This is a genomic window from Streptomyces sp. VNUA24 (genome assembly GCF_029167005.1).
Lineage (GTDB): Bacteria > Actinomycetota > Actinomycetes > Streptomycetales > Streptomycetaceae > Streptomyces > Streptomyces scabiei.
In genome coordinates, this window is the sequence record NZ_CP119143.1 from 7,603,541 (window position 1) to 7,617,527 (window position 13,987).

The following is a 13,987-nucleotide window of genomic DNA, read 5'->3' on the forward strand; positions in this document are numbered from 1 at the left end:
TGCTAACGGGTCAAGATTGCCCCCGGATGAACCTCAACATCAGGATGATGAAGCCGCACAATCCGGCTGCTGCTAGGCAGCCTGTGTAAATCGCCTCGAAATTCGAGACGTGGTCCATGATCCGTCGTCCTGTCGCTGCGGAGAAACCACCGATGATTCCCACAAGGACAATGACTGCGGCTTCAAACTTGCGGATCTTGGACCCATCACCCCCGTCTCCGTTGGAGCTGGTTCCGGAGGGCTGGGGGTTGTTCTGCGTCGTTGACATGACGGCTGTACCTTCGCGTCAGCCGCCTGTGGAGGATGACCTGTCGGATTCGGGCTGGCGAAGTTGCCCGGCCGCATACACGCGGCTTCATCCCAAGGGCTGCTCGGTCCGGTCATGGTGTGACCGTCCCGGCGACCCGTCACGCTGGGTCCTCCACTCCTGCCGATGCATATATCTGTCGACCGGTCATCCGGGCGGCGGCAGGATTCGGCGTCCGCCCGGATCGCCTCACCGTGGTGGCGAGGGCTTGTCGTTAGAGGGATCTTGGCCTATCCGTGGTCGAAAGTCCCAGGAGGGCCAGGGGTTTGTGTTCTTTCGCACCACTCACCCGTTCGGGTGGACGTATGCGAACTTCCCAGGTCAGGCGGCTGTCGGGGCGCGAGTGCGGGTCAGGAAGTAGGGCTGCGCCTACGCCATCTGAGGGATGTCGTCTAGTTCGAGTTGAGGCAGCGTCACGGGGTCCACGGCATGCGCTGTCGGCGCCGCCATGTCATGCCCGAGCCTGAACCGGGGCCGCGCGGCAGATGCTTCCGTCCGATCCTCACGTGCAGCAAGTACAAGACACATCCCGGTCCTACAACGGCTGGCGACCTGGATTTGCGGAAGCGCCGCTGGCGCTGCGGTAACAGGTTCCAAGTGATCCCGCAGCTCAACCGACACGATCCCCGGCCTGTCGGTGGGAACCGCTACTATCCGGGATGCCTCACAGGACGATGGGCGAAGTCAGGGAAAGGGCGACGTGGACGAAGCAGTAGTCAAACGGAAGTTGGGTATCTCGAACTGGCGGAACCTGTCCAAGGACAAGGTGCTCAATTTCGTGGCATCGATGCCCGAGATGCCCACTAAAGTGCGGCTCAAGATCATTGAGCAGTTCCCTGCCTTCAAGGACCTGGGCAAGGACAATATCGATGCGGTCAAAGAGGCCCACAAGTCTACTCTCGCGGCCAACGAGAACAGTCAGAACCACTTCTTCAAGGCTTCGCAGGACCAGAGGGACGCACTGCGAGCCGACCTCGGTCGTGATGACCTCAGCTGGGTACAGCGGGAGTCCCTCCACGACCGCTACGACGAAAACGTGCGGCGGGTAGGCGAGAAGGACCGCGAGAACAAGCATTTCCTCTGGGCGGGGATGGGGGCAGTGGCAGCCGTCGGTGTAGCCGCCCTCGCGCTGAGCGTGGTATTCGTCGGCGGCGGGATCTCGGGAGCGAGCGAGGAGGGTTCCGAGAAATCCGAGTAGGACTGCTGCAAACACAAGGGAAGGAACGCGTAGGCTGATCCTCAGCGGCGCGGGGCTGCCGAAGGGAGTGCCGTGACCGCGCCGCCGGGACAGGACCCCACGCCGTGGGAACTGCTGCGGGCCATGCAGCAGATGCGCGACGACCTACGCGCCGACTTCGCTGCCTTCAGCGCACGGCTCGCCGAGATGGTCACGAAGATCCAGTACGACGCCGACCGGCGGACTGACGAGGTACGGATCAAAGCCGTCGAGGACGACATCGCCCAGATGCAGCGCGAGCGCGAGACGGAGCGCCAAGAGGCCCGCGGCGTACGACGGTTGGCTCTCACCGCCCTCGTGGCGCCGGTCGTGGTGGGAGTGATCGTCGCGATCGTGACCGGCAAGCTCGGACTGTAGGCTCAGAACAGCAGGCGCGGGGGAGAACAAGGAACGCGCCATGCCTGATCTCTGGCTGCCTGGCGCTGAGCGGCACCCGCTCAGCGACATCGCACCCACCGACTCGCAGTACGACCCACGCGTCATCTGGCACATCACGTGGGACAAGAACGCCACGGCGACCAAGCCCGCCGATCTCGTCGCGTTCGACAAGCTCGTGCAGTACTTCACCAGTGGCGGCAAGGGAGCCGCACCGCATCTCCTCTGGGATCCCTTCACAGGCAGGACCGCCCAGTTCTACCCGGCGAACAGCCGGTCCAAGTCGGTCGTCGACACCGCCGGCGGCACCCGGACCAACCGCACCGGGAAGGTGTGTCTCCAAGTCGAGACGCTGTTCTTCCCGTACTGCCGCGTGAACGGGACGTCGTACGCGACCGTCCGGGACACCCCGGCCAAGGGACTCGACAAGATCCTGGCCTGGGCGCGGAGTTGGGGGGTGCCGGACGTCTGGCCGATGGGCGCCCCGACCTGGAAGGCGAACCGAAGCGAGCACATCTGGGAGACGGAGGGCGGGCACTACGGCCACGGCCAGACGCCCGAGAACACGCACACGGACCCGGGTCCGATGCCGAAGTGGCCGACCACGACGACGCCGAAGCCCGGCCCGCCGGCGTTTCCCGGCCGCAGCGCCTTCGGACTCGGCAAGTCGAACGCCTCGATTCTCCTGCTGGGCCAGCAACTCGTGCGCAAGGGCTACAGCAAGCACTACCGCGTCGGTCCGTCCCGCGACTGGGGTGAGGCGGACCGCCTCAACGTCGTCGACTTCCAGCACGCCCAGAAGTGGAGCGGCTCCGACGCAGACGGCTACCCCGGGCCGGAGACCTGGCGCCGTCTCTTCGCCTGACCTCCCTCAACAGCTCAAGGAGCACATCCCCATGAACCTCTACGCCTCGCTGCTGCGTACGGGAGTCCCGGCTGCGGTCGGCTGGCTCGTCGCGGTCGCCCTTCGGCACGGACTCGATCTCGACGCCACGGCCGTCACGGGGGTCCTGACCCCGGTCGCCACCTTTGCCTACTACGGCGTGTTCCGACTCGCCGAGGAGCACCTGTCGCCTCGGTTCGGCTGGCTGCTCGGCTACGCACGTCCGCCGAAGTACGAGAGCACGTCGCTCACCCTGCCGGGTACCTAAGCCACGATGAGGTGACGTCGAGCGGCCCGAGAGCCCAGGATGGAAGAAGACCCCCCGTCTCGCGACGGGGGGTCTTCGACCTCTTGGAGACTCCACCTTATCGCCTGTGTGCAGGGTTCGGACTCCGCTTCCACGTTGGTTACAATCTATATGCAGACGTGACGTGAGCTGGAGGCGATGGAGTGGCAGAGGACAAGGCGCCGGCGGGAAGGAAGCCGTACCTGGCCGGCAGGGTCGAGTTCGCCGCGTTGTACGACGTGAGGCCACTCCAGGTCAGCCAGTGGATTAGCCGGGATCACACCCTCGATTACCGCGCCGCCAGGATCATCAGCGGGTCGCCGTACTGGCTCCTCCAGTTCGTGAAGGGCTTCGGAGAGACGACTCCGCGCCCGAAGCACCTCAATCACACGGAGCTTGAGCGGCTGACCAAGGAGCAGGATCCGGGCTACTGGGTGAGGGAGGTTGAGCAACTCCCCCCGTTGGTAGGTCAGGCCGAGTTGGTGACGCTGTTCCGGCTTCCGTCCGGCGCGCTCCTGCGGAAGGCCATGAGTACGGGCCGGTTCCGGCCCGCCGACTACAACCTGTCCGGATCGCCGATCTGGCTTCTGGAACCGGTCGTTGCAGACGCACCCGCGCTACAGGCGGGTGCGCGCGGAGTGGACTGGGGGATCGACAAGGAAGTCTTGGCGGCCCTGCGTGACGGCAGTTATGACGGTCCCGGATCCAGGATCGTGCCGCGCGGTAAGGCGGCGAACAAGACCGCCGAATAAGGCCAGGTCAGAGGCTTGAGCGCCTTGATCTAACCCCTAAATGCATATAGAATGGAAGCGCATCCAAAGGGGTGCGCTTCATTCGTTCAGGGGGGGGTTCATGCAGCGATCCAGGGGGCCGCCGGGGGTGGTCGGTGGTGTTGTCGATCGACAATCCTTCCATCCAAAGATAGATTCCAACACTCCAGGCGTGTTAGGTCTATCTCTGAGGGGGGAGCCTTGCTGATCGAACAGCCGCCGTTGTTCGGCACCATCCAGCCCGTTCGCCACCCCGCCGATGTCGGCAGCCTGACCATCCAGCAGCGATTCGAGGCGTTCCACGCGCTCAACCCCTGGGTTCTCAGGGCGCTGATCCGGATGACCGCCGACTGCGCGGAGAAGGGGTTCGGCCGCATCGGCATCGGGATGCTCTTCGAGCTCCTGCGCTACCAGTACGGCGCGGCGACCCGAGGCGACGAGTTCGCGCTGAACAACGACTACCGCTCCCGGTACGTACGGCTCCTGCTGGCCGAACACCCGGAGTGGACAGCTCTCTTTGAAGTCCGGGCTCTGCGCACGGACTGACCACGACCTCTTGGAGACAGATCGTGAATGCACCAGCGGGCACCGCAATGCCGCCCGCAGTCCAACTCAAGACACGCAAGCCGACGGGAATTGTCCCCTGGCCACTCCTCCTTATCGAGGGCGAGGAGGGCGCGGGCAAGACCTACTCGGCGGCACAGTTCTCCAGTAGCGACCGCATCGGTCAGATGTACTGGATCGACCTCGACGAGGGATCGGCCGACGAGTACGCGGCCATCGAGGGAACCAACTACCTGATCATCGAGCACGACGGCACCTACCGAGACATTCTCGAACAAGTTGAGGCCGTGCATGCCGAGGCCAGGCGCGCGGCGGCAGCCGGAGAGCCCCCCGTCGTCCTGACGATCGACTCGGGATCCGCCCTGTGGCGGATGCTCACTAACTGGACCTACGAACGCGGTCGCCGGACGCGCAAGAACCGGGCCCTTCTCCAGGAGGACCCGGACGCCGCGTTCGACATCGGTCGGAATCTGTGGAACGACGCCACGGAGCGGTGGAACAGGATCATCTACCTGCTGCGCACACTGCCCGGTATCGCCATCGTGCTGGCCCGCGGCAAGCAGGTCAGCGCCACGGACGACAACGGCCAGCCGATCCAGAACAAGAGCGAGTGGAAGGTCTCGGCCCAGAAGGACCTTGGCTTCGACTCGTCATGCTGGGTGCGCATGAAGCGCAACGCCGACCCGCAGGTCATCAAGGTCCGATCACTGCGGATGCGCGTTGAGCGGAACAAGCCGCTGCCACTGCGGGACTTCAGCATCGAGGACCTGGTCTTCAACAAGCTGGGCTGTTCCGTCGAGTCCCAGCCGCGCATCATGCCCGCGCTCGTTGGCGATCTCGTACAGCCCTGGCTCGCCCGCATCGCTGGCCTGACGGACAAGAAGCTCCTTGAGGCGCTGTGGCGGGCCGTCCCAGATCCGGTGAACCGCCTCAGTCACGACGAGATCCTCACCATCCGGGCCGCCGCCGAGCAGCGCGCCGCCGAACTCGACAGCCCTCGGCGGGAGATGGGGGAGGGCCCACTGTCCGACGCCGACAAGCTCCGTGCCGCCGCCCAGCGCAAGGCCGACGAGCAGGACGCGGACGCCGAGCAGTGACCGCCCACGCTGACCTCTTGGAGAACCCCCTATGTCCGTAGCCACCGTCGACGGCATCGCACCTTCCATCTGGGATGCCGCACACGACGTGGACGCCCGCCGCCCCCGCTCTCGTCAGACCCAACTGGGCGCGTCCGACACCGTATGCGGCCGACGCGCCGCCTACATCCTGCACGGCGTCACGCCGACCGATCACCCCGACAAGCGAGCGGCGATCCTCGGAACGTTCATTCACCACGGGCTGCTGGAGTCAGCACGCACGGAGTACGGATGGCTGGTTGAACGCAGCGTCCAGGACTCCCTGATCCGGGGACACGTCGACGTCGTACAGCTCGACGCGGCGACCGCCGCTCGTCTGCCCGCTCGTCACAGACCAGCGATACCCGCCGACGTCCTCACCGTGGAGGACGTGAAGACCAAGTCCACGTACCTGTGGGACCGCGTTCTTCGCTACGGGGCCACGGCCGCCGAACTGCGGCAGGTCCAGTTGTATGCGGGCGCGCTGTTCGAGGTCGGGTTCGAGGACGTTCCCGGCCAGCGGTACTTGTCCCGCCTGGGGCCACTGGACATCGGTCGCATTCGCTTTCGGTTCATCAACCGGGACTCCGGCGCGGAGCACGTCCAGGAGATCGACTTCGATCCCCAGCGGGCGGCAGAGGCCCAGTGGTGGGTGGAGCGTGTGCGCGAGACCGGGAACCCCGAAGAGATGCCCCGTGACTTCAACGGTCCTGGTCTGGACGCCATCTGCGACTACTGCCCGTTCCGCTCCCTGTGCTGGCCCGGGACGGCTCCGGGCGTGCCCGAGCAGACGGCGCTCATCCGCAACGACGCCGACCGCGAACAGGCGCTCATCGACTACGTGAACGGACACAAGCTCTACAGCGAGGGCGACCGGATCAAGAAGTTCGCACGCAAGAAGCTCGACCGGTCCCCGGAGGGGATCTACGGCCCCAACAAGCTGTCCTGGGGTGGGGGCAACGACGAGGAGAAGGACGACGTGGAGGCGATGGTCGACCTGCATGAGGTCGCCGGAATCCCGGTCCCGATGACGCCGGACGTCAACCGCATGGTCAAGAACCTCAAGGACGCAGGACTGCCGATTCCCCGGCGGAAGACCGGCAAGAAGACGCCCGCGGTCATCAGCATCGCGCCGGCCTGACCGGACCCCATGAGTCCCAGCCCCGCCCGGAAGCGACCGGGCGGGGCACCCCGTCCTGCCGCTGTACCTGTACCGCCCAAGGGGAACCGTGTCCATCCAACTGATGATCGCTGCGGCGTACTTGCCGCCCGACGTGCTCAGCCAGAGCCAGAAGCTCGCGCTCATGAAGATCGCGGACAGCGCCGACGATGAGACGCGTCTCGCGCGCCCCGGCCTTACCCGCCTCGCGGCCTGGGTCGGCGTGACCGACAAGCGCGCCATCACCATCGTCACCGAGCTGATAGCCAAAGGGCTTGTCGAGCGCGTGGAGACCGGCAAAGCGGGACGCTCGGCGGTCTACCGGGTCTTCCCCCTCGGCGTGCCGCCCACACCGACGACGCCGGAGCTCAAGGAGCGCCTGGAGGCCCGAAAGGCTGCTCCCAAGAACGCCAACAAGGCCCGCTCCGGAGTCACACGTTCGGCCCCCGCAAAGCCTGCGATGACCTATCAGGACGTCGAAGACCGCGAGGCCGCTCGCCGAGAGAAGGCCGAATCACCGCAGGTCGAAGCAGGGTTCCACGTGGGGAACCCAGACGGAGAGGCAGGGTTCCACGGGGGGAACCCAGACGGGCAGGACATCCGGGTTCCACCCGTGGAACCCGGTGAGTTTCACGGGGGGAACCCACTGGGTTCCAGCGGTGGAACCCCTTCCTTTCCTGGTTCTTCCTCTGTCCTTCCTTTCCCCCCTACCCCCACGGCTGACGCCGCAGGGGAGCCCGCGTCCACTCCGCCAGACGACTCCGCCCCGGAGCGCGGGGAGCCGCCTAGGGGCTGCACGAAGCACCGGGGGCGTCCCGCTGCCTCCTGCCGTGGGTGCGGCACCAACCCGCGCGCAGGACGCCGGAGGGAGCAGGAGGAGGCCAAGGACGAGGAGCACCGGGAGCACGGGCGCTTCTGGGATGAGTGGCGCGAGGACGCCGCCAGGCGCCGCCAACGGGCCGAGGAGAACCCGGAAGCGATCGAAGAGGCGCGCAGAGCTGCGCGCGAGGCCGTACGGGCACGGAAGGGCGACAGCCAGCGAAAAACTTAGGCACCCGAAAGAAAATTTCACCAGGAATATGGACATCCCTAGCAATGCATATAGAATAGAACCAGAAAGAGGGGGAGGGGCCCCCTCTTGATCGGAAGGACGACATGAACTACCTGCCCACCCTTCGTCGCTGCCACAAGGGCGCGCTCGTGCTCGACAACGGCGCTGCCGCCCGCGAGTTGATCCACGGCCTCGCCGACCTCTACCGCCAGGACCCCGAGGGTGTCGGCGACATGCTCATCCGGATCGCCGACCTGAAGGACCTGGTCGACTGTGAGCGCCACCTCGGCGGTCTCGGTCGCGCCAAGCTGGTGCGAGACGAGATCGTCGGTGAACTTCTCGACGATGTCGGCGGCGCCGAAATCCACTTCGATCACCGTGAGAACCACCAGGCGCTCATGCGGACCCGCGATCTCGCCCACCAGGCGCTGGACATCGCCGATGTCGCCATTCAGCGCGCCGACGAGTTGGAGGCTTCGACCGCCCTCGCCCGGCAGGCGCGAGAGGAACGGCGCAAGGCCCCCCGCCTGGTGTTCGTCACCCACCTGTGGTGAGCGCGTCCACGTGCATCAATTTACCCTGAGATAGATCCCAACTCTGTACTGTTGGCTTGCACACGACCTCTTGGAGAAGGAACTGTGAGTAACGACCCGGCGCCGCTGGCCCCGATGCCCGTGCACAACAACACCGAAGACCCGCTCTGGCTCGCCCTGTGGAGCGCGTACGAGCCGGTCATCACCGCGCTGCGCCGCATCCCGCTCGTGACCAACGTCGAGTCCGGGAACATGTTCGCCATCACCGCCGAGCTCACCGACGGCTCGCATCTGTGGATCTCCTCGGTCGAGGACCTGCCCATGGACCCGGCCGCGCTGGAGGGCTTCCACGTCAAGCGCCGCCACGACGACAACCCGAACATCGACGAGGTGCTCTACGACTCCACGGAGAACGGAGAGCAGTCGGAACACGGCAATAACACCGTCCCACTCATCCAGGCCATCACGACCTTCGTCACCGAGCGGCGTCTCGCGCCACGCGTTATCGACCTGGTCTCCGTCCGGCTTCGGGGTGTGACATCGCAGCGTCTGCCGCTGTCCAAGGTGTTCCACGGCCCTCTCACTGACAACGACGCGGCCATCAAGGAGTACGGCAACGCCGTGCGCGCCATGGCGGCGAAGGGCTGGACGTGCGTCCACGCGCAAGGCGGCACGGACTGGCCGCTCACCGTGTGGGAGCTGAACGACGAGGTCGGCATCCTCTACCTCGCGTCCGCCGGGCAGGTGATCGTCTGATGCCGGGCACCGAAGCGGTCCCGCCGAATCCGGCGGAGGAGACCGGCAAGCGCCGCTGCGCCTGCGTCATCGCCCATCCGCAGGACGAGGCCGAACGAGCCCGAGCCCAGGCCGCGTTGGACAACGGACTCGCGACCAACGACGCCCACGGGGTGTTCGTCGCGTGCATGCAGCTCCTTCAGCCCTGCCCGGCTCGCTACGAGGTGGTGGAGCGGTGATCGTGCTGTACGCGCTGCTCGTGCTCGCCCTCGGCGTCGGTGCCGGCCTCGCTGTGATCGTCATCGAAGAGCGCCGCTGGGAGGCCCGCAGCCGGGTCCCGCGCCGCATGACGTACGGCGAAGTCCACCGCCGCCACGCCGCCTACCGCTGATCGCGCTGCCCGGCCCGACTCCGGGCCGGGCAGCCGCAGACCTCTTGGAGAACACCCCTTGGGAAACGACGTCTACATCCAGACCTCTGACGGCAGGAGAGCCGAAGGAAGCGGGACCTACTTCCGGTTCGCCTTCACCGCGCTGCCGCGCACCCTCGACGCGATGAAGAACTTCGGGATGCTCGTCGAGCTGCCCGCCCCGCCGTACCCGGAGCTGTCCGCCTATGGGCTGGCGGGCGCAGACCTCCGGCCCGGCACCAAGCGCGACACGAGCACGACGAACCGCGTCGCCGAATTTCGGGCCGCCTACCAGGCCGTCAAGGACACCTCCGAGACCGTGCCGACCGGCATACCCAGGTACAAGATCGACTCGAACGACGGCTTCCTTGTGACGGTCGCCGAGATCACCGCCGCCCTCGCCACCTACGACGCTCACCCGGGCGTGGCCATCGCAGAGATGCCCGTGGGTGACCCGACATGGCGGATCTGGATCGACTTCCTGCGCCACGCGCAGGCTCACGGCGGATTCCGCACTCACTGATCTCGGCCGTTGCCCGGCCCCGCGATACGGGGCCGGGCGCGCAGGACCTCTTGGAGAACAACTACCTACATGGCCACCTGGATTGACCTTTTGTGTGGCGCGGGCGGCAGCAGCACTGGACTTGTCGAAGCCGGGCACGAGCTGTTGCTCGGCATCAATCACTGGCGGCTGGCGATCGAGACGCACGCCGCCAACCATCCCAACTGTGAACACGCCGTCATGACGCTCAGCGACGGCTTCCCCATGCGCATGCTGCCCAAGGCCGACGCCCTGTGGGCATCCGTCATCTGCACCGAGATCAGCCCCGCGGGCGGCAGGGCCCGAGAGACCAACCAACTTGATCTCCTTGACCTGCTCGAAGAGGAACGCGACGAGTGGGAGTCCCTGACCAAGGACGCCTTCGAGGCGACCCGGGTAACCGCCTGGTGTGTGGTGCGAGCCGCTGAAGCGAAGCGGTTCAAGGCCATCGTCGTCGAGAACGTCGTCGAATTCGGCCTGGACTGGATCCTGTTCGCGACCTGGCTCCAAGCCATGGAATTGCTCGGATACCAGTACCAGATCGTGTGCGTCAGCAGCGCCCACGTCGGTGACGAGGTTAACCTGCGTGCTCCGCAGTGGCGTGATCGGATGTACGTGGTCTTCACCCTCAAGACCATGCGCAAGCCCGACCTGGAGCCCAGGCCGCTGGCTCCCTGCGTCGACTGCGGTGAGGACGTGCACGCCGTCCAGTCGTGGACCAAGACCGATGGCCTGCGCATCGGGAAGTACCGGCGCGACTACATCTACCGCTGCCCCAACACCCGTTGCCGCCACGCCATGGTCGAGCCGTACGTTCGCCCGGCCAGCGACGTCATCGACTTCAGCGACCTCGGGAAGCGGATCGGCGACCGCAAGAAGCCCCTCGCGGACACCACCATGGACCGCATCCGCGCAGGCCGCCGGAAGTTCCCCTGGCGCCCGTACTCGATCTCGCTCACCCACGGCAAAGACGGCGGGGACAGGGCGTACGCCGTCGAGGACCGGCCGATGCCCGTCCGGACGGTGAAGCAGGGTGATGCACTTCTGGTGCCGACAGGCGGCTCGTGGAACACCGACGCCGTCCCCCTCGACGTGCCGATGCGTACTCGCACCACCCGCGAGAGCGAAGCCCTGCTGACGATGGACCCGTTCATCATCGAGTACCGAAACCACGCCACCGCCAGCCCCGCGAGCGACCCGCTCAGCGTCGTCACCGCCCAGGGCAACCACCACGGCCTCGTCACGCACGCCGGCACAGTGCCCGACCGCGCGCGGAACACCCTCGTCGTGCCGTACCGCAAGGCCGCGGTGAAGACGGCCGCCGAACCCGTCCACACCCTCTCCACCCGCGACTCAGCCGCTCTGGTGCAAAACGCCCCGGACATCAACGACTGCTACTTCCGGATGCTCAAGCCTCGCGAACAGCTCGAAGGGCAGCGGTTCCCCAAGAAGTACGTCGTCTACGGCAACCAGGCCGAGCAGACCGCGCAGGCAGGCAACGCGGTCTCGGTCAACGTCGCCCGGTGGATAGGCCAGCGATTGGAGCCCGTCCTGTGACCGGATCACGAACCCTGATCAGCACCCACGTCACCTCCCACGCCCCGTGCTTCGGCGACGAGGACTTCGCCGTTGCCGACGACAGATGGAAGAACGGCCTCGAACTGGTCGCCATCTGTGAACCCGTCCTCTACGTCTGCGGCGGCTGCCCCTACCGGGCCGCCTGCATCCGGCAAGTCGTCCCAGCCAAAAGCCTGTTCACCGGTATCTGCGGCGGCCGGATCTGGCTCAACGGCGTGATCATCCATGAGCTGCCGGACGCCGACCCCACCGAGCTGCCAGTCCCGGTCATCCGCAAATCGTGCGGCACGGCCGCCGGATCGCGCGCTCACCGCCGGGCCGTAGAGCAGCAGTGCCCCCGGTGCCTGCCCCACTACCGCCCCGGACCGAACCCACTGGACGCGGAGGAACAGGCCGCGCAGCAGCTCGAACTCCCCGACGCTCCCTGACCAACCGAGAGGAATCGCAGTGAAGCACCTGACCGCCACATGCACCGGCACCCCGGACGGCTACCGGATTCGAGTTCTGGACGAGGACCACGACGTCTACTTGGTACACCTCTTCTTCGACTGGGACAGCTTCCGCCCGGCCAGCGCCGGTCACCGGCTGATCGAGCACGGCTACATGATCCGACCCGACGCCCGAACCCCGGACGCGGTGAACGGCTGGAGAGAGGTCCCGGGCCAGCACGGAACGTGGTGCGTTCCGGTCATACCCACGAACGGGGACACCCCAGATACGCAGACGATGGTCGCCGAGCGTCTCGTCGAGGCGGTCTCCCACTGGACAGAGGGACGCCACGACCAGGCTCAGGATGTCCTCGCGGACCTTGCACGGAACGGGACCCCCTCGCTGCTGTACGGCGTCGCGACGGGACTCGCGCTCATGGCGAAAGAAGCCTTGGCGAAGATGCAGGGACTCGATGCGGACACGGCGTCCTGGATCATTCTGACTACCGACGGCAGACGTCCCGAGGACATCCTCCCGCAGCCACACCTCTTCGCAGCACGCTTCATCACCGCGTTCGCCAACGGGGACACCGCGACCACGCTCGCCCTCTACGGAGCCGCTTTCACCGCACCAGATCCCGAACTGCTGTCCCACTGCCTGGAGATGCTGTTGGCGACCACCGGTGAGGCAGTGCGCGCCGCCACTCCGGGGGCTGATCGATGACCAGCTCTGCTACCTACTCGTCCGACGGATTGCGCCACGACGTTGCTGACCCGGCGACATGGAGCGTCCGGATCTGCGCGGGGCGATGCGGCACGTGCATCTTCCGGCCGGGCAACCTGATGCACTTGGAAGAGGGGCGCGTGGCAGAGATGATCGCCAACGCCATCGCGCAGGAGGGGCACATCGTCTGCCACGCCACACTCGGCACCGATACCCCCGCCATCTGCGCGGGCTTCGCCGCGCACCGGAACGGTCGTACCGCTTCCCTCGCCCTGCGCCTGGCCCGAGCCCGCGTCCTTCGTACCGTCTGGGTTCACGTCGACACCAGAAAGGTGGAGTCGTGACCAGCGTGCTCGCCCAGCTTGTCCTGCTCGCGTGGGTAGCGGGGGCCGTGATCCTGGCGGACGCCTTCCGGAGGCTGCTCGCCGACGACCCGATCCTGCGGCTGCTCTGTCAACTGCGGCCGGGCGCCGTTGCCTTGTACCTCGCAGTGGTCATCGTCGCGTGGCCGGCGGCGGTGGCGGCGAAGACCCTGTCGGACCTCGTCGACCGAGGCCGCAGGTGACCCATATCAAGCCCGGACGGATCTTCGCGGCCTGTGACCCACGGGACAGCATCCGCATACGGATCGAGCAGTACAAGCCGGGGGACATGCGCGCCCTGGTCGCAGACGCCACGACCGGCCGGAGGCGCCGCCTCGTGCTGATCTCCGCCTTGCACGCGTCGGCCTTCACCCACGCCGGCGTGCTCCGCCGGAGCGGATACGCCCCTGAAACAACAGAGTCGGCACCGCGCACAGCAGTTCCCCCGGTCGGCGTTCCGGGCGAGGGGGAACCGGACTGGTTCGAGGGGATGCCCGGACGCCAGTTCAGGGTCGCGCTGCCGCCCCGACTGACGCTCCTGAACGCCAACCAGCGGCTCCACCACCACAAACGCGCGGAGATCACCAGGGTGTTGAGGCGCGCGGCCTGGGCCGCCTCGCGTGCGGTGCCGCATCTGGAACGGGTCCACATCATCGGCGTCCTGCACCCCGAGGACAGGCAGAGGAGAGACCCGGCCAACTGGTACCCCAGCTTCAAGGCGTGCGTCGACGGGCTGGTGGACCAAGGCGTCCTGGCCGACGACGACCACACGCGCGTCGTCGGCCCGGACATGCGCATGGGTCACGTGGTCGCAGGATCGCGGCTAGTCCTCCACATACGCGACCTCACGCCTGCGGACATGGCTGCTGACCTGCGGAAATAAAACCCTCGGATGATCAAGAAAATCGGCCGAAAATCTTGCCCCCCTTC

At 66.5% G+C, this 13,987-nt stretch carries 21 protein-coding genes, 1 pseudogene and 1 riboswitch; of the genes and pseudogenes, 20 read left to right on the forward strand and 2 right to left on the reverse strand.

All coding sequences use genetic code 11. The features are described from left to right. Window positions 1-10: 10 nt before the first annotated feature. Together PYR72_RS32555 and PYR72_RS32560 are read right to left on the reverse strand one after the other, a co-directional pair. On the reverse strand, window positions 11-268 hold the full coding sequence (locus PYR72_RS32555) for a hypothetical protein (protein WP_275458590.1): 258 nt from the start codon (window positions 266-268) through the stop codon (window positions 11-13). Between the two features lie 7 nt (window positions 269-275). Continuing rightward, a riboswitch (cyclic di-AMP (ydaO/yuaA leader) is annotated at window positions 276-491 on the reverse strand. A gap of 256 nt (window positions 492-747) precedes the next feature. Then, window positions 748-961, reverse strand: a pseudogene (locus PYR72_RS32560) (IS5/IS1182 family transposase); the annotation flags it as partial. A 46-nt stretch (window positions 962-1,007) separates the two neighbouring features. On the opposite strand from PYR72_RS32560, the gene PYR72_RS32565 reads away from it, so the two are divergent. From PYR72_RS32565 to PYR72_RS32660, 20 genes are all read left to right on the forward strand, one after another. Then, entirely contained in the window at window positions 1,008-1,505 is a 498-nt protein-coding gene (locus tag PYR72_RS32565; RefSeq protein ID WP_275458591.1) for a hypothetical protein, read from the forward strand. Window positions 1,506-1,577: 72 nt separating this feature from the next. Beyond that, entirely contained in the window at window positions 1,578-1,901 is a 324-nt protein-coding gene (locus PYR72_RS32570; RefSeq protein WP_275458592.1) for a hypothetical protein, read from the forward strand. 40 nt (window positions 1,902-1,941) lie between these two features. Then, window positions 1,942-2,784, forward strand: a complete 843-nt coding sequence (locus PYR72_RS32575; RefSeq protein WP_275458593.1) for a peptidoglycan-binding protein — start codon at window positions 1,942-1,944, stop codon at window positions 2,782-2,784. 31 nt (window positions 2,785-2,815) lie between these two features. After that, the gene (locus tag PYR72_RS32580; RefSeq protein WP_275458594.1) at window positions 2,816-3,070 is read left to right on the forward strand and encodes a hypothetical protein; all 255 of its coding nucleotides are present in this window, start codon (window positions 2,816-2,818) and stop codon (window positions 3,068-3,070) included. Between the two features lie 182 nt (window positions 3,071-3,252). Beyond that, window positions 3,253-3,840: a hypothetical protein gene (locus PYR72_RS32585; protein ID WP_275458595.1), complete on the forward strand. Its 588-nt coding sequence runs from the start codon at window positions 3,253-3,255 to the stop codon at window positions 3,838-3,840. Window positions 3,841-4,059: 219 nt separating this feature from the next. After that, window positions 4,060-4,404: a hypothetical protein gene (locus tag PYR72_RS32590; protein ID WP_275458596.1), complete on the forward strand. Its 345-nt coding sequence runs from the start codon at window positions 4,060-4,062 to the stop codon at window positions 4,402-4,404. Between the two features lie 23 nt (window positions 4,405-4,427). Then, window positions 4,428-5,519: an AAA family ATPase gene (locus tag PYR72_RS32595; RefSeq protein ID WP_275458597.1), complete on the forward strand. Its 1,092-nt coding sequence runs from the start codon at window positions 4,428-4,430 to the stop codon at window positions 5,517-5,519. A gap of 31 nt (window positions 5,520-5,550) precedes the next feature. Next, window positions 5,551-6,678 (forward strand): PD-(D/E)XK nuclease family protein, encoded by a 1,128-nt coding sequence (locus PYR72_RS32600; RefSeq protein ID WP_275458598.1) that lies wholly within the window; start codon window positions 5,551-5,553, stop codon window positions 6,676-6,678. Between the two features lie 88 nt (window positions 6,679-6,766). After that, window positions 6,767-7,747 carry a helix-turn-helix domain-containing protein gene (locus PYR72_RS32605; RefSeq protein ID WP_275458599.1) on the forward strand — a complete coding sequence of 327 codons (981 nt, stop codon included), beginning with the start codon at window positions 6,767-6,769 and terminating at the stop codon, window positions 7,745-7,747. A gap of 104 nt (window positions 7,748-7,851) precedes the next feature. Beyond that, window positions 7,852-8,301, forward strand: a complete 450-nt coding sequence (locus PYR72_RS32610; RefSeq protein ID WP_275458600.1) for a hypothetical protein — start codon at window positions 7,852-7,854, stop codon at window positions 8,299-8,301. 84 nt (window positions 8,302-8,385) lie between these two features. Beyond that, entirely contained in the window at window positions 8,386-9,036 is a 651-nt protein-coding gene (locus PYR72_RS32615; RefSeq protein WP_275458601.1) for a hypothetical protein, read from the forward strand. Beyond that, window positions 9,036-9,254 (forward strand): hypothetical protein, encoded by a 219-nt coding sequence (locus PYR72_RS32620; RefSeq protein WP_275458602.1) that lies wholly within the window; start codon window positions 9,036-9,038, stop codon window positions 9,252-9,254. Before PYR72_RS32615 ends, PYR72_RS32620 begins: the two co-directional genes overlap by 1 nt. Beyond that, window positions 9,251-9,406 (forward strand): hypothetical protein, encoded by a 156-nt coding sequence (locus PYR72_RS32625; RefSeq protein ID WP_275458603.1) that lies wholly within the window; start codon window positions 9,251-9,253, stop codon window positions 9,404-9,406. The genes PYR72_RS32620 and PYR72_RS32625 overlap by 4 nt, the downstream gene beginning before the upstream one ends. A gap of 58 nt (window positions 9,407-9,464) precedes the next feature. Next, complete coding sequence (locus tag PYR72_RS32630) at window positions 9,465-9,947, forward strand: hypothetical protein (RefSeq protein WP_275458604.1); 483 nt, start codon at window positions 9,465-9,467, stop codon at window positions 9,945-9,947. Between the two features lie 69 nt (window positions 9,948-10,016). Then, window positions 10,017-11,522 carry a DNA cytosine methyltransferase gene (locus PYR72_RS32635; RefSeq protein ID WP_275458605.1) on the forward strand — a complete coding sequence of 502 codons (1,506 nt, stop codon included), beginning with the start codon at window positions 10,017-10,019 and terminating at the stop codon, window positions 11,520-11,522. Further along, window positions 11,519-11,971, forward strand: a complete 453-nt coding sequence (locus PYR72_RS32640; RefSeq protein ID WP_275458606.1) for a hypothetical protein — start codon at window positions 11,519-11,521, stop codon at window positions 11,969-11,971. The genes PYR72_RS32635 and PYR72_RS32640 overlap by 4 nt, the downstream gene beginning before the upstream one ends. A 19-nt stretch (window positions 11,972-11,990) precedes the next feature. Beyond that, window positions 11,991-12,695 carry a hypothetical protein gene (locus PYR72_RS32645; protein ID WP_275458607.1) on the forward strand — a complete coding sequence of 235 codons (705 nt, stop codon included), beginning with the start codon at window positions 11,991-11,993 and terminating at the stop codon, window positions 12,693-12,695. Between the two features lie 140 nt (window positions 12,696-12,835). Beyond that, a complete protein-coding gene (locus tag PYR72_RS32650) occupies window positions 12,836-13,039 on the forward strand; it encodes a hypothetical protein (protein ID WP_275458608.1) in 204 nt (67 codons plus the stop codon). Continuing rightward, window positions 13,036-13,260, forward strand: a complete 225-nt coding sequence (locus PYR72_RS32655) for a hypothetical protein (protein ID WP_275458609.1) — start codon at window positions 13,036-13,038, stop codon at window positions 13,258-13,260. Before PYR72_RS32650 ends, PYR72_RS32655 begins: the two co-directional genes overlap by 4 nt. Next, the gene (locus tag PYR72_RS32660) at window positions 13,257-13,940 is read left to right on the forward strand and encodes a hypothetical protein (RefSeq protein ID WP_275458610.1); all 684 of its coding nucleotides are present in this window, start codon (window positions 13,257-13,259) and stop codon (window positions 13,938-13,940) included. Before PYR72_RS32655 ends, PYR72_RS32660 begins: the two co-directional genes overlap by 4 nt. Window positions 13,941-13,987 lie beyond the last annotated feature (47 nt).